Source organism: Nocardia sp. NPDC058114 (assembly GCF_042884695.1).
In the GTDB taxonomy this organism is placed as follows: domain Bacteria; phylum Actinomycetota; class Actinomycetes; order Mycobacteriales; family Mycobacteriaceae; genus Nocardia.
This window is the reverse complement of record NZ_JBHVTK010000003.1, coordinates 682,404-701,814: the sequence shown is the minus strand read 5'-3', so window position 1 is coordinate 701,814 and position 19,411 is coordinate 682,404. Positions and strand designations below refer to the sequence as shown.

17 protein-coding genes and 1 tRNA gene are annotated in these 19,411 nt (G+C 68.5%); 9 read left to right on the top strand and 9 right to left on the bottom strand.

Going from position 1 to position 19,411, the window contains the following annotated elements:
• Positions 1-23: 23 nt before the first annotated feature.
• Both ACFVVI_RS15625 and mfd read right to left on the bottom strand, forming a co-directional pair.
• The gene (locus tag ACFVVI_RS15625; RefSeq protein ID WP_378993163.1) at positions 24-719 is read right to left on the bottom strand and encodes a MazG family protein; all 696 of its coding nucleotides are present in this window, start codon (positions 717-719) and stop codon (positions 24-26) included.
• A gap of 8 nt (positions 720-727) precedes the next feature.
• Complete coding sequence (mfd, locus tag ACFVVI_RS15620) at positions 728-4,342, bottom strand: transcription-repair coupling factor (RefSeq protein ID WP_378993165.1); 3,615 nt, start codon at positions 4,340-4,342, stop codon at positions 728-730.
• A 218-nt stretch (positions 4,343-4,560) separates the two neighbouring features.
• Here mfd and ACFVVI_RS15615 point away from each other — a divergent pair, with 218 nt between their 5' ends.
• Positions 4,561-5,844, top strand: a complete 1,284-nt coding sequence (locus ACFVVI_RS15615) for a hypothetical protein (RefSeq protein WP_387445838.1) — start codon at positions 4,561-4,563, stop codon at positions 5,842-5,844.
• Between the two features lie 88 nt (positions 5,845-5,932).
• Complete coding sequence (locus tag ACFVVI_RS15610; protein WP_378993169.1) at positions 5,933-6,556, top strand: TIGR03085 family metal-binding protein; 624 nt, start codon at positions 5,933-5,935, stop codon at positions 6,554-6,556.
• Between the two features lies 1 nt (position 6,557).
• Here the strand turns inward: ACFVVI_RS15610 and ACFVVI_RS15605 are convergent, their stop codons facing one another.
• Together ACFVVI_RS15605 and ACFVVI_RS15600 are read right to left on the bottom strand one after the other, a co-directional pair.
• Positions 6,558-7,205 (bottom strand): TetR/AcrR family transcriptional regulator, encoded by a 648-nt coding sequence (locus tag ACFVVI_RS15605; RefSeq protein ID WP_358071707.1) that lies wholly within the window; start codon positions 7,203-7,205, stop codon positions 6,558-6,560.
• Positions 7,206-7,365: 160 nt separating this feature from the next.
• Positions 7,366-8,043 carry a TetR/AcrR family transcriptional regulator gene (locus ACFVVI_RS15600; protein ID WP_378993171.1) on the bottom strand — a complete coding sequence of 226 codons (678 nt, stop codon included), beginning with the start codon at positions 8,041-8,043 and terminating at the stop codon, positions 7,366-7,368.
• A gap of 188 nt (positions 8,044-8,231) precedes the next feature.
• Here ACFVVI_RS15600 and ACFVVI_RS15595 point away from each other — a divergent pair.
• The 6 genes from ACFVVI_RS15595 to ACFVVI_RS15570 all read left to right on the top strand — a co-directional run bounded on the left by ACFVVI_RS15595 (position 8,232) and on the right by ACFVVI_RS15570 (position 12,891).
• Positions 8,232-8,302 (top strand) — tRNA-Gln (locus ACFVVI_RS15595).
• A 91-nt stretch (positions 8,303-8,393) separates the two neighbouring features.
• Positions 8,394-9,884 carry a bifunctional UDP-N-acetylglucosamine diphosphorylase/glucosamine-1-phosphate N-acetyltransferase GlmU gene (gene glmU, locus ACFVVI_RS15590; RefSeq protein WP_378993172.1) on the top strand — a complete coding sequence of 497 codons (1,491 nt, stop codon included), beginning with the start codon at positions 8,394-8,396 and terminating at the stop codon, positions 9,882-9,884.
• The gene (locus ACFVVI_RS15585; protein ID WP_056813833.1) at positions 9,881-10,861 is read left to right on the top strand and encodes a ribose-phosphate diphosphokinase; all 981 of its coding nucleotides are present in this window, start codon (positions 9,881-9,883) and stop codon (positions 10,859-10,861) included. The genes glmU and ACFVVI_RS15585 overlap by 4 nt, the downstream gene beginning before the upstream one ends.
• Positions 10,862-11,072: 211 nt before the next feature.
• Positions 11,073-11,699 (top strand): hypothetical protein, encoded by a 627-nt coding sequence (locus tag ACFVVI_RS15580; RefSeq protein ID WP_387445837.1) that lies wholly within the window; start codon positions 11,073-11,075, stop codon positions 11,697-11,699.
• Positions 11,700-11,785: 86 nt separating this feature from the next.
• Positions 11,786-12,451, top strand: a complete 666-nt coding sequence (locus ACFVVI_RS15575) for a DUF2461 domain-containing protein (RefSeq protein WP_378993175.1) — start codon at positions 11,786-11,788, stop codon at positions 12,449-12,451.
• Between the two features lie 65 nt (positions 12,452-12,516).
• Complete coding sequence (locus ACFVVI_RS15570; protein WP_387445836.1) at positions 12,517-12,891, top strand: hypothetical protein; 375 nt, start codon at positions 12,517-12,519, stop codon at positions 12,889-12,891.
• Between the two features lie 112 nt (positions 12,892-13,003).
• Here the strand turns inward: ACFVVI_RS15570 and egtD are convergent, their stop codons facing one another.
• The 4 genes from egtD to egtA form a co-directional block, all read right to left on the bottom strand.
• On the bottom strand, positions 13,004-13,975 hold the full coding sequence (egtD, locus tag ACFVVI_RS15565; protein ID WP_378993180.1) for an L-histidine N(alpha)-methyltransferase: 972 nt from the start codon (positions 13,973-13,975) through the stop codon (positions 13,004-13,006).
• On the bottom strand, positions 13,972-14,814 hold the full coding sequence (egtC, locus tag ACFVVI_RS15560; protein WP_387445835.1) for an ergothioneine biosynthesis protein EgtC: 843 nt from the start codon (positions 14,812-14,814) through the stop codon (positions 13,972-13,974). The genes egtD and egtC overlap by 4 nt, the downstream gene beginning before the upstream one ends.
• Positions 14,814-16,148 carry an ergothioneine biosynthesis protein EgtB gene (gene egtB, locus ACFVVI_RS15555; protein ID WP_387445834.1) on the bottom strand — a complete coding sequence of 445 codons (1,335 nt, stop codon included), beginning with the start codon at positions 16,146-16,148 and terminating at the stop codon, positions 14,814-14,816. The genes egtC and egtB overlap by 1 nt, the downstream gene beginning before the upstream one ends.
• 82 nt (positions 16,149-16,230) lie before the next feature.
• Positions 16,231-17,517 (bottom strand): ergothioneine biosynthesis glutamate--cysteine ligase EgtA, encoded by a 1,287-nt coding sequence (egtA, locus tag ACFVVI_RS15550; RefSeq protein WP_387445833.1) that lies wholly within the window; start codon positions 17,515-17,517, stop codon positions 16,231-16,233.
• A gap of 122 nt (positions 17,518-17,639) precedes the next feature.
• Here egtA and ACFVVI_RS15545 point away from each other — a divergent pair, with 122 nt between their 5' ends.
• On the top strand, positions 17,640-18,818 hold the full coding sequence (locus tag ACFVVI_RS15545) for an aminotransferase class V-fold PLP-dependent enzyme (protein ID WP_387445832.1): 1,179 nt from the start codon (positions 17,640-17,642) through the stop codon (positions 18,816-18,818).
• Here the strand turns inward: ACFVVI_RS15545 and ACFVVI_RS15540 are convergent.
• A complete protein-coding gene (locus tag ACFVVI_RS15540; protein WP_387445831.1) occupies positions 18,808-19,368 on the bottom strand; it encodes a TetR/AcrR family transcriptional regulator in 561 nt (186 codons plus the stop codon). The two genes, ACFVVI_RS15545 and ACFVVI_RS15540, sit on opposite strands and share 11 nt — an antisense overlap.
• Between the last annotated feature and the right edge of the window lie 43 nt (positions 19,369-19,411).

The window sequence follows — 19,411 nt, the reverse complement described above, 5'->3', positions numbered from 1 at the left end:
CCGACGCCGTCGGCGGGTGATGCTCAGCGCGGCCAGAAGGTATGCCAGTCATCCGCGCCGAGCGGGGACCGAGCGCCTCGTTCGGCTTCGGCGGCGTCCTCGGCGGCGCGGATGGCGGTGGCGAAGTCGACGGCCGCTGTGCGGAGCCGTTCCTCGGCCGAATCAGGCCCGCCCAGTTCCACCACGCGCAGGGTGTCCGGGACGAGGTCGGCGGGCAGGCCCGCGTTGGCGCTGCGGGTGCGGATCTTCTCGGCGAGAGCGAGAGCGGGCTGGGCCATGGCGATGCCGTCGAGGCAGGAGCGGCGGGATTTCTCCGCGGATTTGCGCTCCTCCCACGCCTTTTCCTGCGCCGCGATCTTGGCGGCCACCGAGGTACCCGAGGAGAAATCGGCATCGGTGAGGTAGGGACTGCGATGGACGAGTTTGCCGACCAGGGTCGCCGCCACGTCGTCGACGGTGAACTCGCCCGCGTGTTCGGCGATTCGGGAGTGGAACAGCACCTGCAACAGCAGGTCGCCGAGTTCTTCCTTGATGGTTTCGGCGTCGCCGGCCTGGATGGCGTCGAGGAGTTCGTAGGTCTCCTCGAGGAGATAGGGGCGCAGCGAATCGTGGGTTTGGGTGCGCTCCCAGCCGCCGAAATGCCAGAGGCGATCCATCACCTCGACGGCATCGGACAGTCCCGCGGCGACGACCGCGGTGTCGGCCTGTTCCTGGGACATCTCCTGGCTCATCGCGCCGCCGCGGCTTCCGTCGGCACCGAAAGATCCACCATCCCCTGGGGTTTACCGTCCAGCACCAGCAGCAGATCGGCGACGAATTGCAGCACTGCCACGTCGCGCACCCGGTCGGCGCCGACGCTGTCGGTGATCCGCGGCAGCGGCAAGGTGATCAGCCCGCTCGCCGGGCGATAGTTGGCCGCGGGGTAGATCCGCTTGAGCCGAAGCTGTTTGGAATCAGGAAGATTCAGCGGCGCGATCTTCAGCGACGAGCCGGTGACCACGATCTCGGACACGTCGTACTCGCGCGCGAGCAGGCGCAGCTTGGCCACCGCCACCAGTCGCCCGACCTCCACCGGCAGCGGGCCGTAGCGGTCGACGAGCTCCTCGACGACCGCGGCCAGGGCCGAATCGTCCTGGGCGGAGGCGAGTTTGCGATAGCCCTCGAGCCGCAGCCGGTCGCTGGCGATGTAGTCGGGCGGGATGTGCGCGTCGACGGGCAGATCGATGCGCACCTCCTTGTTCTCCTCGGTGACGATCGGCTTGCCGTCGGCGGCCGCGCGGTAGGCCTCCACGGCCTCGCCGACCAGTCGCACGTACAGGTCGAAGCCGACACCGGCGACATGACCGGACTGTTCGGCGCCGAGCACATTGCCCGCGCCGCGGATCTCGAGGTCCTTCATCGCCACGGCCATACCCGCACCCAGATCGGAGTTCTGCGCGATGGTGGCCAGGCGGTCGTAGGCGGTCTCGGTGAGCGGCTTCTCCGGCGGATACAGGAAGTACGCGTAGCCGCGCTCACGGGAACGACCGACACGACCACGCAACTGGTGCAGCTGCGAAAGGCCGAGGGAATCGGCACGTTCCACGATCAGCGTGTTCGCGTTGGAGATGTCGAGGCCGGTCTCGATGATCGTGGTGCACACGAGCACGTCGTATTCGCGCTCCCAGAATCCCTGCACGGTCTTCTCGAGCTGGTCCTCGTTCATCTGACCGTGCGCGACGACGACGCGCGCCTCGGGCACCAGATCGCGAATCTTCTTGGCGGCCTTGTCGATCGAGGACACCCGGTTGTGCACGTAGAACACCTGACCGTCGCGCATCAGCTCGCGGCGGATGGCGGCGGTGACCTGCTTGTCGTTGTAGGCGCCCACATAGGTGAGCACCGGATGACGCTCCTCGGGCGGGGTGAGGATGGTCGACATCTCGCGGATGCCTGCCAGGCTCATCTCCAGGGTGCGCGGGATCGGAGTGGCCGACATGGTGAGCACGTCGACGTGGGTGCGCAGCGCCTTGATGTGTTCCTTGTGCTCCACACCGAAGCGCTGTTCCTCGTCGACCACCACCAGGCCGAGGTCCTTCCAGCGCACACCGGTCTGCAGCAGCCGGTGGGTGCCGACCACGATGTCGACCGAGCCGTCGGCCAGCCCGGCCAGGATCTCCTTGGAGTCGGAGGCATCGGTGAACCGGGACAACCCCTTCACCGTCACCGGGAAGCCCGCGACGCGTTCGGTGAAGGTCTGTAGGTGCTGCTGGGCGAGCAGCGTGGTGGGCACCAGCACGGCGACCTGCTTGCCGTCCTGCACCGCCTTGAACGCGGCCCGCACGGCGATCTCGGTCTTGCCGTAGCCCACGTCGCCGCAGACCACGCGGTCCATCGGCACCGCCTTCTCCATGTCCGACTTCACGTCGGTGATGGCGGTCATCTGGTCGACGGTCTCGGTGAACGCGAACGCGTCCTCCATCTCCTGCTGCCACGGGGTGTCCGGGGCGAAGGCGTGACCCGGCGCGGCCTGGCGCGCGGCGTAGAGCTGCACGAGCTCACCCGCGATCTCGCGAACGGCCTTGCGCGCCTTGCGTTTCGTGTTCGCCCAGTCGGAGCCGCCGAGCTTGGACAGGCTCGGCAGTTCGCCGCCGACGTAGCGGGAGAGCTGGTCCAGCGATTCCATCGGCACGAACAGGCGGTCGCCGGGCTGGCCGCGCTTGCTCGGCGCGTATTCGATCACCAGGTACTCGCGGCGCGCGCCGCCGATGGTGCGCTCGATCATCTCGACGAACCGGCCGATGCCGTGCTGGTCGTGCACCACCATGTCGCCCGAGGTGAGGGCGAGCGGGTCGACCTGGTTGCGGCGCTTGGCGGGCAGCCGCTTGCCCTCGGTGGGCGCGGTGACCCGGTTGCCGGTGAGATCGGACTCGGCGACGACCACCAGTCCGGCATCGTCGAAGATCAGCCCGTCGTGCAGCGAACCACACAGCACGCCCACCACTCCCGGCTCCGGCACCCCACCGGCGGGCAGCAGCGCGGCGGGCACTTCGGCCTCGCCGAGCCGTTCCAGTACACGCTGCGCCGTGCCGTGACCGGTGACCACGACGACCGCGCGACCGCCGGTGGCGACATGCGCGCGCAGCGACGCGAAGATGGTGGCGACCAGTTCCTCGGACCCGCGGGCGGTGGGCCCGGCGGCCACCGGCAGGTTCACCTCGATCGGGTCGCCGGAACTGAGCGGGCTCAGCGTCCACCACGGCAGGCCGAGTTCGTCCGCGCTGGTGTGCAATTCGGGCAGGCTGCGGTAGCCGGAGGCAGCCAGGTCGAGGCCGTTGGCGCCCAGCGGCGCGTCGCTGCCGAACGAGGCGGCGGTCCACGAGGCTTCGAGGAACTCCTCGCCGGTACGCACGAGATCGGCTGCGCGGGTGCGGATCTTCTCCGGGTCGCACAGCAGCAACTGGGTGCCCCCGGGCAGCGCCTCGGTGAGCAGGCTGAGCTTGCCCGGCGCGAGGACCGGCAGCAGGGCCTCCATGCCGTCGACGGGGATGCCCTCGGCGATCTTGTTCAGCATCTCGACCAGGGAGGCGTCGGCCTCGTTGTCGGCGGCGACCGCGGTGGCGCGCTCGCGCACCGGCGTGGTGAGCAGCAACTCGCGACACGGCGGCGCGACCACCATCTCGACGGTGCTCTCGGTGAGCGATCGCTGATCGGCGACCGAGAACGGGCGGATCTCGGTCACCTCGTCGCCCCAGAACTCCACGCGCACCGGATGATCCGCCGTCGGCGCGAACAGATCGAGGATGCCGCCACGCACCGCGAACTCGCCGCGCTTGCCGACCATGTCGACGCGGGTGTACGCGAATTCCACCAGGCGAGTGAGCAATTCGTCGAAATCGTGTTCGCCGCCGACCCGCAGCACCACCGGCTCGATATCGCCGAGCCCGGCCGTCATCGGCTGCATCAGCGAACGCACCGTGGTGACCACCACCCGCAGCGGTTCGGGGTAGACGGGGTCTTCGGGATGGGCCAGCCTGCGTAGTACCTCGAGCCTGCGCCCGACCGTGTCGGGGCCGGGCGAGAGGCGTTCGTGCGGCAGGGTCTCCCAGGACGGGAACATGGCGACCGACGGGCCGAGCATCTCGGTGAGTTCCACAGTCAGATCGTCGGCCTCGCGACCGGTGGCGGTCACCACCACCAGGGGACGCTGATCGGCGATCGTCGCGGCGACGAACGGCCGCACGGCCGACGGCGCGACCAATTCCACCCCGGATTTGCCGACCAGATCGGTGACCGTCCGCAGCGCGGCGTCACCCGCGACCACTTCGGCCAGACCGGCGAGCGGAGGACGAAGGGAGGACATTGTTCGCTCCTGAATACGCAGACGGGATAGGCGAGGCAGCCCGTCTCGAAGTCTAGATGAGTGATTCCCGGGGGTCGGCCCGCGGCTGACCCCGGGTGTGAGCCGACTCAGGAGCGACGGATGCCCTGTGAGAGACATCACAGTCGGAACATCGACCAATCACCGAGCGCACCCACCACGAACCTCCGAAAGCTATACGTCTATCGAGTGGGTGATCTATGACGACCACAGTCGGAATATCAGCGGAACGCACTGTCGTCCGGGGGGTGCTCCTGTCCAACGCACCGGGGAGGAAATCCGAGGTCCTTCAGTCGGTCGAGCAGCGTGTCGAAGACGGGGGCTCGATCGTCCACGCACTCGACGCCCTCGCCGAGGCAGCCCCGGTGATCGCGGATGTCGCCGTGGCGTATCACACTGCGCAGGACCGGCAACAGATCGTCTCGGAGCTCGCGGCCGGCCCGTGGCACACATCATCGCTGGTTTCGACCCGATCGGCACTGTTCGCGCTGGTCGGTGACATGCCGGAACTCGATGAGTTCGGGACCGTGGTGCTGCTAGACCTCGCCGATCACGCCGCGACCGCCGTCGTGGTCGGACCGGATCGTCGGCAGATCCTGGCCTCGGACGCCTGGACCACCGGTATTGCCGAGGGCGCCTCGGCCGACGGTCTCGCGGAATCGTTCGATACCGACGCGATGACCGAGACGATCGGTCGCGTGCGGTCGGTGCTGGCGTCGATCCCGGCGCACCCCGACGCGGTGGCCCTCTGTGGTTCGTCGGCCGCCGATCCCGAGATCGCGGGCGCCCTGCGCTACGAACTCACCGCGCGCGTGGTCCTCGTCCCGGACTTCGCGCAGGCGACGGCGCGCGCAGCCGCGCTGATCGCCGCCGGCCAGGTGCGCAAGCAACTCGCCGGACCACCGCAGGCGCCTCGCCGCCACCGGCGGCTACTGCTGACCGCGGCGGCCCTCGCGGCCTTTCTCGGCGTCGCCGGATTCGCCGCGTCGCAGGCACTGGAGGAGAACTCGCCTGCCATGAACGCGGGTTCCCCCAGCACGACCAGCCTCGCTCCACCGTCGCCCTCAGCGCCTGCCACTGTCGAGACAACCCCTGATGCCTCGCTTCCGGCCTCGCCGCAAGATCGAACCCAACCTGTGACACCTGCTCCGGCAGCGGCGCCGAACCACTCAGCGCCGGCTCCCGCTCCAGCGCCGCCGTCGGCTGCTACGGCCCCCACCACCGCCGGGCCTCGTGATCCAGAACCGCCCACCTGGGTTCCGGCACCCGAAGCCGGTCCCACAGACTCCCCCGAACCGGCGGACACACCGGAAGCGGCCGCACCGAGTGCCGCTGCGACCCCGGCAAAGGTCGGCGCCCCAGGTCCGCAAGGGCTGTTCCCGGGAGAATCACCACCCCCGGCGGCAGGCTCTGACCCCGCGGCGGAACAGGCGTGGTGGGCCAACCATTGGAACCTCAAGCGACGGTGGATGAACGGCGGCTGACGCGCTACAGGCCCGGGATCGCTCGGTAGGCGGCTGCTTGTCGACAGGCTCGGCGCCCTGGATGTCGCGATACGCGTAGGGTCGAGGCGTGAGTCTGGCTCGACGTGAACGCCACGCCCTCGTGGAAACGATGACCGAGGCCGGCCCTGCCGCGCCGACCCTGTGCGGCACCTGGACGGTGCACGACCTCGCGGCCCACCTGGTGGTCCGCGAACGCAGGCCCGACGCGTCGGTGGGCATCGTCTTCCGGCCGATGGCCGGCTACCTGGAGGCCAAGCAGGCCCAGATCGCGCAGCGGCCGTTCGCCGAACTGCTCGAGCTCGTCCGCACCGGCCCGCCGTGGTGGTCGCCGTTGCGCCCGGTCGACGCGGTGGCCAATCTCAGCGAGATGTTCGTCCACCACGAAGACGTGCGCAGGTCCGAACCGGGCTGGGAGCCAAGGCAATTGGCGGCGCGCGACGAGGACCGCCTGTGGACCGCACTGCGCACCGTCGCACGCGCGGCCTACCGCAAGTCGCCGGTTCCGGTTGTCCTCGCGACGCCGCAGGGAGCCCGGATCACGGCGCACCGTGGCGACGGCGCCGAAGTGGTGCTCACCGGCACGCCGTCGGAGCTGCTCCTGCACGCCTTCGGCCGCGACGAAGTCCGGATCACCCCGACCGGACCCGAGGCCGACGTGCGGACAGTGCTCGCCACCGACCGCAGCGTGTGAACTAGACGACGTAGCGGCGCAGCCTGCGCGCCGCGAACTCCCGGAAGTACGACAGCTTCTCCGGCGGCACCAGCGAGGGCAGCAGGAAGTACCAGGCCCGTTCCATCCGCGCCGCCATCTGCTCCATCGACTCGGTGCCGACCGCGACGATGTGCACGCCCGCGGTCAGTTCCTGGAGCAGCACACCGACCACCTCGGGATCGAGGTCGGCGATCAGGTCGCCCTGGGCGATGGCCCGCTCCGACAGCAACCGGTAGGTCTCGCCCCAGGTCTTGGCGATGTTGTCGCCCTGCGCGCCGCGATAGTCACCGATCTGGTGGGTGAGCTTGAGCATCGCGCCCACCATCGGATCGTTCATCGACAGATCGGCCACCACGTAGGTGATCCCGACGGCCGCCTCCAGCGCGGGCACCCGGGAATCGAAGAAACCCTGACAGGATCCGGTCAGGCGCTCGTTGCCCTGATCGACCACCGCCCTGGCCAGCTCCTCCTTGGAGCCGAAGTGAAAGTACAAGGCGCCCTTGGTCACATTGGACTGCGCGATGATTTCGCTGAGGCTCGCGTTGGCGTAGCCCAAACGGAGAAAGACATCGGCAGCGCCAGCAAGGACGGAGTCGCGGGTGATCTCCGCGCGTGCTTGCCTAGCCATCAGATCCGCCTGTCATCCAATAATCCAGCCATCCTGAAGTAGACCGACATCCCGAAATTTGCTCGACATACCGCCCGGCAGCACCCAAAAGGATGGGTGAACCGTACCACCAGGCGGCAAAGTGGCAGCCGAATCATGGATTCGGTCCACGTTGCTTGCGCTAACGTCCGGTTACCCCACCGCTGGTCGGCGTAGTCCCCGTATTCCATTCGGAGCTGAGCCCCGGTTCGGCTTCCAAATGACTCAAACCGTTCCAACACAGGTTGACCAGGTGCGCCGCGACCACCTCTTTGGGCGGGGTGCGCTCGTCGAGCCACCACGTGGCGGTGGTCGAGACCATGCCGACCAGAGCCTGGGCATAGAGCGGGGCGAGGCTGGTATCGAGATCGCGACGGCCGAAATCACCGGCGAGCAGATGGGCCACCTGGTTCACGGCCTCGTTGAGCAGGCTCGAGTAGCGACCGTCGGAGTTGGCGGCGGGCTGGTCGCGGACCAGGATCCGAAAACCGTCGGTCCGCTCCTCGATGTAGGTGAGCAAGGCCAGCGCCACCTGCTCTAATCGCACCCGCGATCGATTGCGGGTGAGCGAGGAGGTGACCATTTCCAGCAACATCGACATCTCGCGATCGACGACCACCGCGTAGAGGCCCTCCTTGCCACCGAAATGCTCGTAGACCACCGGCTTCGACACCTGCGCTCGCTGCGCGATCTCCTCGATCGATGTCGCGTCGTACCCCCGCTCCGCGAACAAGGCGCGACCGATCTCGATCAGCTGCTGCCTGCGCTGCGTACCCGTCATCCTGGGCCTGGTGGCCCGCCCCGGCTCACTGGACGACATGCGTGCCCCCGCCTCTCCGCGTTTCGACTCACGAGAAATCAGTACGTGCGTTCCAGAAGGCTAACAACGGCATCCGAGCACGGACGCGACAGGCGTACACAAGATTCGCCCGAGGGCGGGATCGTGTGCGAGGATCACTGGCGTGCCGTAGCACAGTGGTGGGCTCCGAGAGCCCACTGGTGTGGCGATCCGCCGTAGTGTAATGGCAGCACCTCTGATTTTGGTTCAGATAGTTCAGGTTCGAGTCCTGGCGGCGGAGCACACGGACACACAGTGACGTATCGTCGGCCCGCACCATCTACCGACCGAACCCGCCACAGCACTCGCTGACAGGCAGCCGAGGGAGATCCATGCCACCGCAGACCGCCGTCGTCGTTCTCGCAGCAGGTGCTGGAACGCGAATGCGGTCGAAGACTCCGAAAGTGCTGCACCCGTTAGCAGGACGGTCGATGCTCTCGCACGCGCTGCACGCCGCCGTCGAGATCGATCCGACCCACCTGATCACCGTTGTCGGGCACGACCGGGACAAGGTCGGAGCCGCCGTCGCGGACGTGGGTAAGGAACTCGGCCGCGAGATCGTGTGCGCGGTGCAGGAGCAGCAGCTCGGAACCGGACACGCGGTGCAGTGCGCACTGGGTTCGATCCCCGCGGACTTCGACGGCGACCTTCTCGTCACCTCGGCCGATGTGCCGCTGCTCGACGGGCACACGCTGTCCGCGCTGCTCGACGAGCACCGCAGCTACGCCGAACGGCCCGCCGTGACGGTGCTGACCTTCGTGCCCGACGACGCCAACGGTTACGGCCGGATCGTGCGCGACGACGACGGCCAGCTCGCCGAGATCGTCGAGCACGCCGACGCCACCCCCGAACAGGCCAAGATCAAAGAGGTCAACTCCGGCGTCTACGCGTTCGACGCGTCGGTACTGCGCACCATGATCGGGCGGCTGTCCACCGCCAACGCCCAGCACGAGCTCTATCTCACCGACGTGCTTCGACTGGCCCGCGAGGCCGGTCGCCCCGTGCACGGCGCGCGACTGGTCGACTCGAACAAGGTCACCGGCGTGAACGACCGGGTGCAGCTGTCCCAGGCGGGCGCCACCCTCAATCGCTACATTCTCGAACGCCACATGCGCGCGGGCGTCACCATCATCGACCCGGCGACCACCTGGATCGACGCGAGTGTGCGGATCGGGCGCGACGCCGTGCTGCGGCCCGGTACCCAGCTCTTCGGCAGCACCGAGATCGGCGAGGACGCCGAGATCGGGCCCGACACCACGCTCACCGACGTGCTCGTCGGAGTCGGCGCGAGTGTGATCCGAACGCACGGGACGCACGCTCAGATCGGCGACGGCGCGTCCATCGGCCCGTTCAGCTACCTCCGCCCCGGCACCGTCGTGGGCGAGGAAGGCAAACTCGGCGCGTTCGTCGAGACCAAGAACGCCTCGATCGGCGCGCACTCGAAGGTGCCCCACCTCACCTACGTCGGCGACGCGACGATCGGCGAGCACAGCAACATCGGCGCTTCCAGCGTTTTTGTGAACTATGACGGAGTGAACAAGCACCACACCGTGGTTGGTTCCCATGTGCGAACAGGTAGCGACACCATGTTCATCGCGCCGGTCACCGTGGGTGACGGCGCCTATACGGGTGCGGGTACTGTACTGCGCAGAAGCGTTCCACCGGGTGCACTTGCTGTGTCGGGTGGGCCACAGCGCACTTTTGAAAACTGGGTGCAGCGCTACCGTCCAGGAACCGCTGCGGCGCGCGCGGCGGCGGAAGCCATCGCGGCAGACGAGACGTCTTCGAAGACAATCGAGCAAAAGGATGGCAACCAGCAGTGACCGCGTTCTCGATCGACAACCAGAAGAACTTGATGCTCTTCGCCGGCCGGTCACATCCTGAGCTGGCCGAGCAGGTCGCCAAGGAACTCGACGTCGACATCACCCCGCAGACCGCGCGTGACTTCGCCAACGGTGAGATCTTCGTCCGGTTCGAGGAGTCGGTCCGCGGTTCCGATGCCTTCGTGCTGCAGAGCTTCCCCGCGCCGCTCAACCAGTGGCTGATGGAACAGCTCATCATGATCGACGCGCTCAAGCGCGGTTCGGCCAAGCGGATCACCGCGGTGCTGCCGTTCTACCCGTACGCCCGCCAGGACAAGAAGCACCGCGGCCGCGAGCCGATCTCGGCCCGCCTGGTCGCCGACCTGCTCAAGACCGCGGGCGCCGATCGCATCATCAGCGTCGACCTACACACCGACCAGATCCAGGGCTTCTTCGACGGCCCCGTCGATCACATGCACGCGCTGGTGCAGCTGTCGGACTACATCCGCACCAACTACCCGTCGGACAACCTCGCGGTGGTCTCCCCCGACGCGGGCCGCGTGAAGGTCGCCGAGAAGTGGGCCGACGCGCTCGGTGGCACGCCGCTGGCGTTCATCCACAAGACCCGCGACCCGCTGGTGCCCAACCAGGTGAAGTCCAACCGCGTCGTCGGTGACGTCGAAGGCCGCACCTGCGTGCTGATCGACGACATGATCGACACCGGTGGCACCATCGCCGGTGCGGTGAAGGTCCTCAAGGAAGCCGGCGCGGGCGACGTCATCATCGCGGCCACCCACGGTGTGCTCAGCGATCCGGCCGCCGAGCGCCTCGCCAACTGTGGCGCCAGGGAAGTCGTCATCACCAACACGCTGCCGATCAGCGAGGACAAGAAGTTCCCGACGCTGACCGTGCTGTCGATCGCGCCGCTGCTGGCCCGCACCATCCGCGAGGTCTTCGAGAACGGCTCGGTCACGGGCCTGTTCAACGGCAACGCTTGAGCTGTTCCGCCTCTCCGTGACTTTTGGCCAGACTGAGGCGCGGGGTGGGGTGGGGACGCGGCAAGCCTTCAGAGGTTGAGGGTTAGCTCGTGCCCGGTGAGTTACCCATGTTCTCTCGAGACCAGTCGGTGCGTTTGTCCTCGGACAATGGCGCACCGGCTGGTCTTTGGTGCATGGTGGTCCTGTAATTCGGGACGTTATAGGGGGCGGCATGGGGACTGAGCCGGAGCGGCGGGTCGAACTCGGTAAGGATCAGGGTGTGCCGCGGGTGCAGGACGCGCCGGAGGTGGCTGATCCGGTGGGCGGGGAACCATGGGGTGGGATCGCCGATCCGGTAACCCCTGACGACGCGACGTCGTATCCCCCACCGCCCGCCGCTCAGCCCTGGGCTGGGGTCGCGAATCCGGCTGTCGAGTTGCCGCCGTATCCGCCGCCACCGCCGGGGCCGATGTTTCCCGCGCCCGGGTATCCCGCTGTCGGCAATGCCGCGCCGATATATCCCGCTTCGGGCTATCCGCCGCCTGGTCGGGCTCCTTACGGAGCGCCGCAATACCCGGGGCAGTTCCCGTCGCCGCCTCCGCCGGGGTACGGCTACCGCGACAGCACGCCGGTGTGGTCGATCATCAGCTTCTGTTGTGTCGCGGCGTCGGTGCTCGGCGGGGTGATGCTGTGCGGGCTGCCGGTGCTCGTCACCGCGCCGACGGGAGTCGTGCTCGGGCTGGTCGGACATGCCAAGGGTGAGCCGATGGGCAAGTGGGCGGCGATCGCCAACGGGGCCATCGCGGCGCTGGCCGCGGTTCTGGTGCTCGTGTTCGTGGCACTGATCGGCGGTCTGTGAGCCTCGGCGGGCGATACTGGTAGGGGTAGCCGGCTCGATCGCCACGCCGCCCCCGTCCCCGAACAGAACTGAGAAACGCCGCACCGATGGACGCTTTCACCGGATTCCCGCTCGCCGGACTCGACTTCTACGAAGACCTGGAGGCCGACAACTCGAAGGCCTTCTGGAACGCGCACAAACACCTCTACGACGAGGCCGTGCGCGCACCGATGGTCGCGCTCGCCGCCGAACTGGCGGCGGAATTCGGACAGGCCAAGATCTTTCGGCCCTACCGTGACGTCCGATTCTCGGCCGACAAACTGCCCTACAAAACCCACCAGGGCGCGGTGGCGGGTGTGTCGCCCGGCGTCGGCTGGTACGTGCAGATCGGGGCGGCGGGATTGTTCGTCGCGGGCGGCTGCTTCCGGCCCTCGCCCACCGCCTTGGCTGTCCTGCGGGCCACGATCGACGACGAGGTGCGCGGCGCGGAACTGGAGAAGATCCTGGCCGCGACGACGGCAGCCGGTTTCACTCTCGGCGGCGACAAGCTCAAAACCAAGCCGAAGGGCTACGCCATCGACCATCCACGCATCGACCTGCTGCGCCACAAGTCCCTGACCGTGCACCGCGAGTTCGGCGCACCGGAGTGGCTCACCACCCCGGCCGCGGCTACCGAGATCCGCCGCGCCTGGAACGACCTGCGGCCGCTCGTCGAATGGTTCGCCGCCGTCCTCCACGGCGTCCCGGAGGACACCAGCGGCAGACGCCCGTAGCCGACGACCGCCCGGCCCGGGCGTGGTTCGTGACGGACGGCCGTCGGAGGCCGATACTGGAGACCATGAGCCGTGAACCGTTGGACATGGACATGGGCGACGACGATCAAGCCGACGACATCGTCGAATACGAACGCTATGTGGAAGACCCGCCCGCCGACTATGTGATCCGCAATCACGAAGCCGACGCCGACGGCTTCCTCGGCATCAACGAGGAAATCTCCGAGGAGTACACCGAGCGCGGGTCCCGCCGGGAGGCGATGGAAGAGGACGAACGCCCCGCCGAGGAAAGCGCGATGCGCGTAGTCGGCGACGACGATGTCGACGGCGCCCTCTTCGACGACGACGCCGTCAACGGCGAGGAAGGCGTCGAAAAGGACCTGGAGGGCGACGAGAACCTCACCAGCGGCGAATACCTCGCCGACGAACTCGACCTCTGACCACCCGTCCCGCTCCATGACATCACCGCCGACACACCCCGCTGCGTGACGGCTCGGTTGCCGCCCTCCTGACCTGACCGCCGGCGCGCTCGGCCCGCCCCGGAGCCAGGACTCAGCGGCGTTCGGACAGAGACAAGATGAAGCGGTTGTCGGGGTCGGTCCAGGTGTGGGTGGGGGTGAAGCCGGCTCGGTGCAGTTCGGCGGCGAGGGAATCGGGGCGGAACTTGGCGGAGATCTCGGTGCGCATCTCTTCGCCCGCGGCGAAGTCGACGGTGAGGTTCAGACCGGCGACGGTGGCCGTCATCGCCTCGGTGGCGCGCAGGCGCATTTCGATCCACTCGTTCTCGGCGTCCCAGAGGGCGACGTGGTCGAATTTCTCGGGGACGAAATCGGCGTCGAGACGGTGGTTGAGGACGTGCAGGACATTGCGGTTGAATTCGGCGGTGACGCCCGCGGCGTCGTCGTAGGCGGGGACCAGGATCGCCGGGTCGATGACCAGGCCCGCGCCGAGCAGCAGCAGCTCGCCGGGTTCGAGGACCTCGTTGATGCCCGCCAGGAATTCGGCGCGCTCGGCGGGGACCAGGTTGCCGATGGTGCCGCCGAGGAAGGCGATCATGCGGCGGCCACCGCGGGGCAGGTTGTGCAGGGTGTCGGTGAAGTCGCTGACCACGCCGTGCACGGACAGGTTCGGGTACTCGGCTGCGATCTCGTCGGCCGCGCCGCGTAGCGCTGAGGCCGAGACATCCTGCGGAACATAGGTTTTCAGCGAACCTTCGGCGGTGAGCGCATCCAGCAGCAGACGGGTCTTGGCGGCGGAGCCCGAGCCGAGCTCCACCAGCACCTCGGCGCGAGCGGCCGCGGCGATCTCGCCGACGACCCGCTCGAGCAGGGCTCGCTCGGTGCGGGTCGGGTAGTACTCGGGCAGTTCGGTGATCCGCTCGAAGAGCTCGCTCCCGCGTGCGTCGTAGAACCACTTGGGCGGCAGCGACTTCGGGTCGGCGGTGAGACCGGTGCGGGCGTCGGTGCGCAAGGCCGCGGTGAGATCGTCGTCGGTGAGGTGGATGTCCAGCAGCGGCGCGGTCATGAACGGACCCTTTCGGTAGCGGGGAGTTCGAGTGCGGTGATGGTGCAGTGGCCGGGTGTGGCGGTGACCAGTTGGTGGTCGACGACGGATTGCCAGCGTGGGTCCGCGTCGTAGGGTTCGGACGAGAGCACGGCGAAGTCGTCGGTGACGAGCACCGACAGCGCATGCCAGCAGGTGGTGCCCCACAGCTGGATTCCGTTGCCGAGCAACAGGTTCAGGCGAGCGCTCGGCTGATACCGGAGAACGGTCGCGACCAGCAGCTGTAGGGCGTCGGCCGGGGAAGTGACGGGACCGGCGGGGTCGATCTCCCCGAGCAGGCCGCGCAGCAGCACCCACAGTGCGGCGGAATCGGTGAGCGCCTCCGCCTGCAGCAGCACCGCGGGTGAATCGAACAGCGTTGCGGTGGTGCAGACTTCGCGCAGATCGGCGACGACGGCGACGAGCGTGGTTCGCCAGTCCGGCACGACGCCGTTGTGGCTGAAGGCCCAGTGTTCGTCGGTGAAGGGCGCGCAGGCGCAACGCTCCACCGGCATGCCGACGGTGGCCGAGCGGACGGCGGCGACGACCGACCGGGATTCGAGCTGCCCGAGCACTTCGGCGACGGCGGGGTCGGTCCAGATCGGGGCGTGGTTGCGGTAGCGGGTCACCGCGTCGCGGGCACCCTCCGTTCCCACATCGGCGCGGCGCCACCAGGCCACGCCGAAGCCGTCGGCGTTGATGGTGCCGCCCGCGCGCATGTCGACCGGCGCCCAGGACTGGCTGTAGAGCGAGTGGGGGCCGCGCAGAATCAGCTCGCCGATCCCCACCGGCGGGCCGACGTAACCGAGGTGCCTACACATCAGAGTTCGTCCTCGCGCAGATCTCGGGCGAGCCGGAACCCGGCGAAGATCTGCCGCCGGATCGGGTGATCCCAGTTGCGGAAGGTGGCACGGCAGGCGACCTCGTCGGTGCCGAAGGATCCGCCGCGCAGGATGCGGTAGTCACCGCCGAAGAAGACCTCCGAGTATTCGCGGTAGGGGAACGCGCGGAACCCGGGGTAGGCCTCGAAACCCGAGGAGCACCATTCCCAGACATCGCCGATGAGCTGGTGCACGCCGGTGGCCGACGCACCGGCCGGATAGGCGCCGATCTCGGCTGGTTCCAAATGTCGCTGGCCGAGATTGGCCAGGTGCGCGTCCGGTTGGTCCTCGCCCCACGGATAGCGCCGCGACGCACCGGTTTCCGGGTCGAAGCGGGCCGCCTTCTCCCATTCGGCCTCGGTCGGCAAGCGCTTGCCCGCCCACCGCGCGAAGGCCTCGGCCTCGAACCAGCACACATGCACCACCGGCTGATCGAGCCGCAGCGGGGTGCGGACGCCGAATGCCGTGCGCGTCCACCCGTCACCGTCGCGCTCCCAGAACTGCGGAGCGACCAAGCCTGCCTCCCCGCGGTGCGCCCAGCCGCGCTCCGACCACAGCTCGGACCGGTCGTAGCCCCCGTCGTCGAGGAAGGCGAGAAACTGCCCGTTGGTCACCGGCGCGACATCGATCGCGAAGCCGTCGACGTGCACCGGATGGGCGGGGCGTTCGTTGTCCAGCGCCCACGGATCGGCCGAGGTCCCCATCAGGAATTCGCCTGCGGGAAGGATGATTTCGCCACCTGCCGGCACCTGGGCGACCGGAGCGGGCGGCGCCGACAGGACCGGCGCGCCGATTCGCAATTGATGGGTGGCGAGCATGGTCTCGTCGTGCTGCTGTTCGTGCTGAGCGATCATGCCGAACGCGAAACCGTTGTCCACCAGCGGATTACCGGCCAGATCACTGGAATCGAGGACGTCGAGGACCTTTTCGCGCACCGAGCCGACGTAGCCGCGCGCCTGCTCGGGGTTGAGCAGCGGCAACGCGGGCCGGTTCGACCTGGCGTGCTTGAACGCGTCGTAGAGCTCGTCGATATCGGCCCGCACCGCGTCGCGGCCTCCGACATCGCGCACCAGCCACAGCTCTTCCTGGTTCCCGATATGCGCCAGGTCCCAGACCAGCGGCGACATCAGCGGCGAATGCTGCGCGACGAGATCGGCTTCGTCCACGCTCTCGGTGAGCAGAGCGGTGCGGCGGCGAGCACGCGACAGGACCTCGGCGATGCGCGCACGCGTCCGGTCGCGGTCACTGTGGTCGGCGGGGGCGGAAAGAGTCACGAGAGCTCCGAAACAGGCGGGTCGACAACGACTTCGGACAGAAGGACAGCTGCATGCCGACCACGCGCGGCCGACGAGATCATCACGACCCGCCCGCGCCGTTGCGTGCCGAGTCGACCTCGGCGAGTGGACTGCGGCCCGCACTACATCGGCGGGCCGCGGCGGCCAATTCCGCGGCAGCGGAGGGTGTTCGCGCATGCGCGGCGGCCAGGTCGAGCACGTCTACCGCAGCGCGGCGCAAGTGCGGGTCGAGCAGGCCGCAACGCGCCGACGTCAACCACTCCCCCGCGGTGGGCGCGGCGAGGGCTGTCGCCTCGGCGACGACAGCGGGGGTCGACAGCAGCGCGTCGAACAGGTGGATCGGGGTGGTCCACGCGTCACCGGGCTGGGTGTCGAGGTAGCGGACCTCGAGGTGACCGGACGCTCGGACCGGGGGAAAGAGGGTGGTCAGGTGGTAGTCCAGATCGGCGCGGGTCGGGCGGCGGCCCACTTCGTCGTCGAGGGCGCCCGACAGCCAATCGGCGAAGGTGGCACCGGGAGGCGGGGACCAGTCGGCATCGACATCGGTGCAGCGCACACACAGCAGCGGCACGTCGAGAGCCCAGTGGGCATACGAGGTGATCGGGTCCGCCCAGTCGGCCACCGGGGGTCTGGAACGGGCAGGGTCGAGGCGCAACCAGGTGCGCATTCGCTGAGATGCCCAGTCGCCGCGCGGTACGCCGTGCAGGCGCGGTGAGCAGGCGAAGGCGGCGATGAGGGTGGGGCCGAGGACGTAGAGGGCGGTCCAGCGCGCCCGCACCTCGGCGGGATCGGCGCCGGCGTCCACGCTGACCTGCGTGGCGGCGGTGTTGCACATCATGAGGGTGCCGAAGGGGCCGACGCCGTCGAAATGACGTTCCATCGCCGCGTAGCGGGGCAAGCGGAGCAGGCGCTCGGCGGGACGGCCCGCATCGGCGGCGGCGGCGAAGATACTGATCTCCTGGGCGGCGAGCAGGTCCCGCAAACGGGCCGCATCAGCGCGTAGATGCTGCGTCAGCGCGGCCGGATCAGCGAACGGTGCGCTGGAAAGTTCTATCTGACCACCGGGTTCGACGGTGACCAGGCTCCCGCCGGGCAGGGGAACCGCGGCGGAAGCGGGGGCGAGGGAGGTCGGTGCATGCGGCCCGAGGGCCGCTGCCAGCTGGTCGAGCGAGGGCCGCGAACCGGTGGGACCAGCGGTGAGCCACTCCAGTTCGGCGCCGATCAGCGCAGGTGGACCGAGCTTGAAACAGACGCCGCCGACATAGGCCTCCGCCGCCGCCCTCGACGACATTTCGCCCTGGTCGGGGGCATAATCGGGCCACGACGAACGTTCCAGGGTGACCGCCATACCAACCTCCACGTGCTGCGTGCTGCCGGGGAACCTGCGTTTCGCTCATTCCAGAGTAGCGAGGTCCACCGACAGAAAAAGTGACCAAAAGGGGAACGACTCGGGGCGCTATCGTCGTCACCATGCTTGACCTCGCCGCGATCAGAGCCGACACCGCAGGACTTGCCAACGGTCAGGTCTTCCTCGACAGCGCCGGATCGTCGCTGCCGCCGAAGATCGTCCTCGACACGATGATCACCCACTTACACCGCGAAGCGGAGATCGGTGGCTATCGAGCAGCAAATGAGCGTCTGGACGATCTCGCCGCAGTGAAGACCTCGATCGCCACGCTCATCGGCGCCACGCCCGGCACCATCGCCCTCAGCGACAGTGCGTCCCGGTCATGGGCCGATTTCGCCTATTCGGTACCACTGCGGCCCGGCGACCGGATCCTGATCTCCGGCGCCGACTACGCCAGCAACGCGATCGCCGCGCTCCAGCGCGCGAAGCACACCGGCGCGGTGGTCGAGCGCATTCCCAGCGACGACACCGGCCGCCTCGACACCGACGCGCTCGCCGACATGCTCGACGAACGTGTACGGCTGGTTTCGCTGCAACACGCCCCGACCAACGGCGGCCTCGTGAACCCGGTCGCCGAAGCCACCCGAATCGCCCACGAAGCCGGTGCGCTGGTACTGCTCGACGCCTGCCAGTCGACCGGCCAGCTGCCCATCGACGTCATCGAACTCGGGGTCGACGCCATGTCGACGACCGGTCGAAAGTGGTTGCGCGGCCCCCGGGGCACCGGGTTCCTGTATGTCCGTTCCGAATTGGCGCAGACCATGGAACCGGCCCGCCTCGACCTGCACAGTGCCGCGTGGGTGAGCCCCGGCGAATATCGTCTGGCCGACGACGCGGCCCGGTTCGAATTCTGGGAGTGCGGTGTCGCCGCCCGCCTCGGTCTCGGCGCCGCCGTCGACTACCTGCTCGAGCAGGGCTCCGACGAGGTCTACGCGGCCGTGGCCACCCGCGCCGAGTACCTGCGCAAGACCCTGCCGGAACTGCCCGGCGTGACCGTGCGCGATCTGGGCACCGAGCACAGCGGCATCGTCTCGTTCACCGCCGACGGCCACGATCCCGAACAGCTGCGCGATCGGCTCGCCGAGCACGCGATCACCGTCACCGTCAGTCACGCGGGCTCCACCCTGCTCGACATGTCCGAGCGCACCCTGCCCGCCGTGCTGCGGGCCTCCCCGCACTATTTCGTCAGCCCGGCCGACCTGGACCGCTTCGTCGCGACGCTGGCCGACCTCACCCGCTGAGTCCCGCGAGGTGCTCGCGGACGATCCGGTCCACGAGCACCCGCGGGTCCTGGTCGGGGGCAACGATCTCCAGCGTCCGGTTGACGGCGATCGTCGCCAAACCGTGCACATTGGTCCACAGGGCCAGCGCGCGCTGCGGCGCCGACTCCGGCGCCACCGCCGCGACCAACTCCACCACCTGCCCGTACAGCGGCCGCGTCGTCGCCCGCAGATTCTCGCCGGAGCCCGCCAGCAGATCGTGGCGGAACATCAGCGTGAACATCTCGGGCCGCGACACCGCGAAATCCACATAGTCAACGGCCATTCGGCGTAACCGTTCACGCGGGTCGTCGATCGTGGCGAGCATCGAGAACCGCTCGATCAGCTCCCCGAATCCGCGCGCCGCGATCGCCGCGAGCAGCGCCGCGTGCGTGGGAAACCACCGCCGCGGCGCGCCGTGGGAGACGCCGGCGGCCCGCGCGATCGCACGCAGCCCGAGTGCGCCGAAGCCATCGGTTTCGAGCAGATCGACACCGACGTCGACCAGGCGCTCGCGCAACGATTCAGGCATACCGGCAATTCTGCACACCCGTTCACAGACCTTCGCGGTCGCC

What these genes read in the sequence shown, in the direction of transcription:
- ACFVVI_RS15625 (WP_378993163.1), bottom strand. Translation starts at nt 719, where the DNA reads ATGTCCCAGGAACAGGCCGACACCGCGGTCGTCGCCGCGGGACTGTCC.
- egtD (WP_378993180.1), bottom strand. Translation starts at nt 13,975, where the DNA reads ATGACCGCGCCGCTGCTGGACATCCACCTCACCGACGACGATCTCACC.
- ACFVVI_RS15570 (WP_387445836.1), top strand. Translation starts at nt 12,517, where the DNA reads ATGAGCCGTGAACCGTTGGACATGGACATGGGCGACGACGATCAAGCC.
- ACFVVI_RS15540 (WP_387445831.1), bottom strand. Translation starts at nt 19,368, where the DNA reads ATGCCTGAATCGTTGCGCGAGCGCCTGGTCGACGTCGGTGTCGATCTG.
- glmU (WP_378993172.1), top strand. Translation starts at nt 8,394, where the DNA reads ATGCCACCGCAGACCGCCGTCGTCGTTCTCGCAGCAGGTGCTGGAACG.
- ACFVVI_RS15575 (WP_378993175.1), top strand. Translation starts at nt 11,786, where the DNA reads ATGGACGCTTTCACCGGATTCCCGCTCGCCGGACTCGACTTCTACGAA.
- ACFVVI_RS15600 (WP_378993171.1), bottom strand. Translation starts at nt 8,043, where the DNA reads ATGTCGTCCAGTGAGCCGGGGCGGGCCACCAGGCCCAGGATGACGGGT.
- ACFVVI_RS15580 (WP_387445837.1), top strand. Translation starts at nt 11,073, where the DNA reads ATGGGGACTGAGCCGGAGCGGCGGGTCGAACTCGGTAAGGATCAGGGT.
- egtA (WP_387445833.1), bottom strand. Translation starts at nt 17,517, where the DNA reads ATGGCGGTCACCCTGGAACGTTCGTCGTGGCCCGATTATGCCCCCGAC.
- egtC (WP_387445835.1), bottom strand. Translation starts at nt 14,814, where the DNA reads ATGTGTAGGCACCTCGGTTACGTCGGCCCGCCGGTGGGGATCGGCGAG.
- mfd (WP_378993165.1), bottom strand. Translation starts at nt 4,342, where the DNA reads ATGTCCTCCCTTCGTCCTCCGCTCGCCGGTCTGGCCGAAGTGGTCGCG.
- ACFVVI_RS15605 (WP_358071707.1), bottom strand. Translation starts at nt 7,205, where the DNA reads ATGGCTAGGCAAGCACGCGCGGAGATCACCCGCGACTCCGTCCTTGCT.
- ACFVVI_RS15545 (WP_387445832.1), top strand. Translation starts at nt 17,640, where the DNA reads ATGCTTGACCTCGCCGCGATCAGAGCCGACACCGCAGGACTTGCCAAC.
- ACFVVI_RS15615 (WP_387445838.1), top strand. Translation starts at nt 4,561, where the DNA reads ATGACGACCACAGTCGGAATATCAGCGGAACGCACTGTCGTCCGGGGG.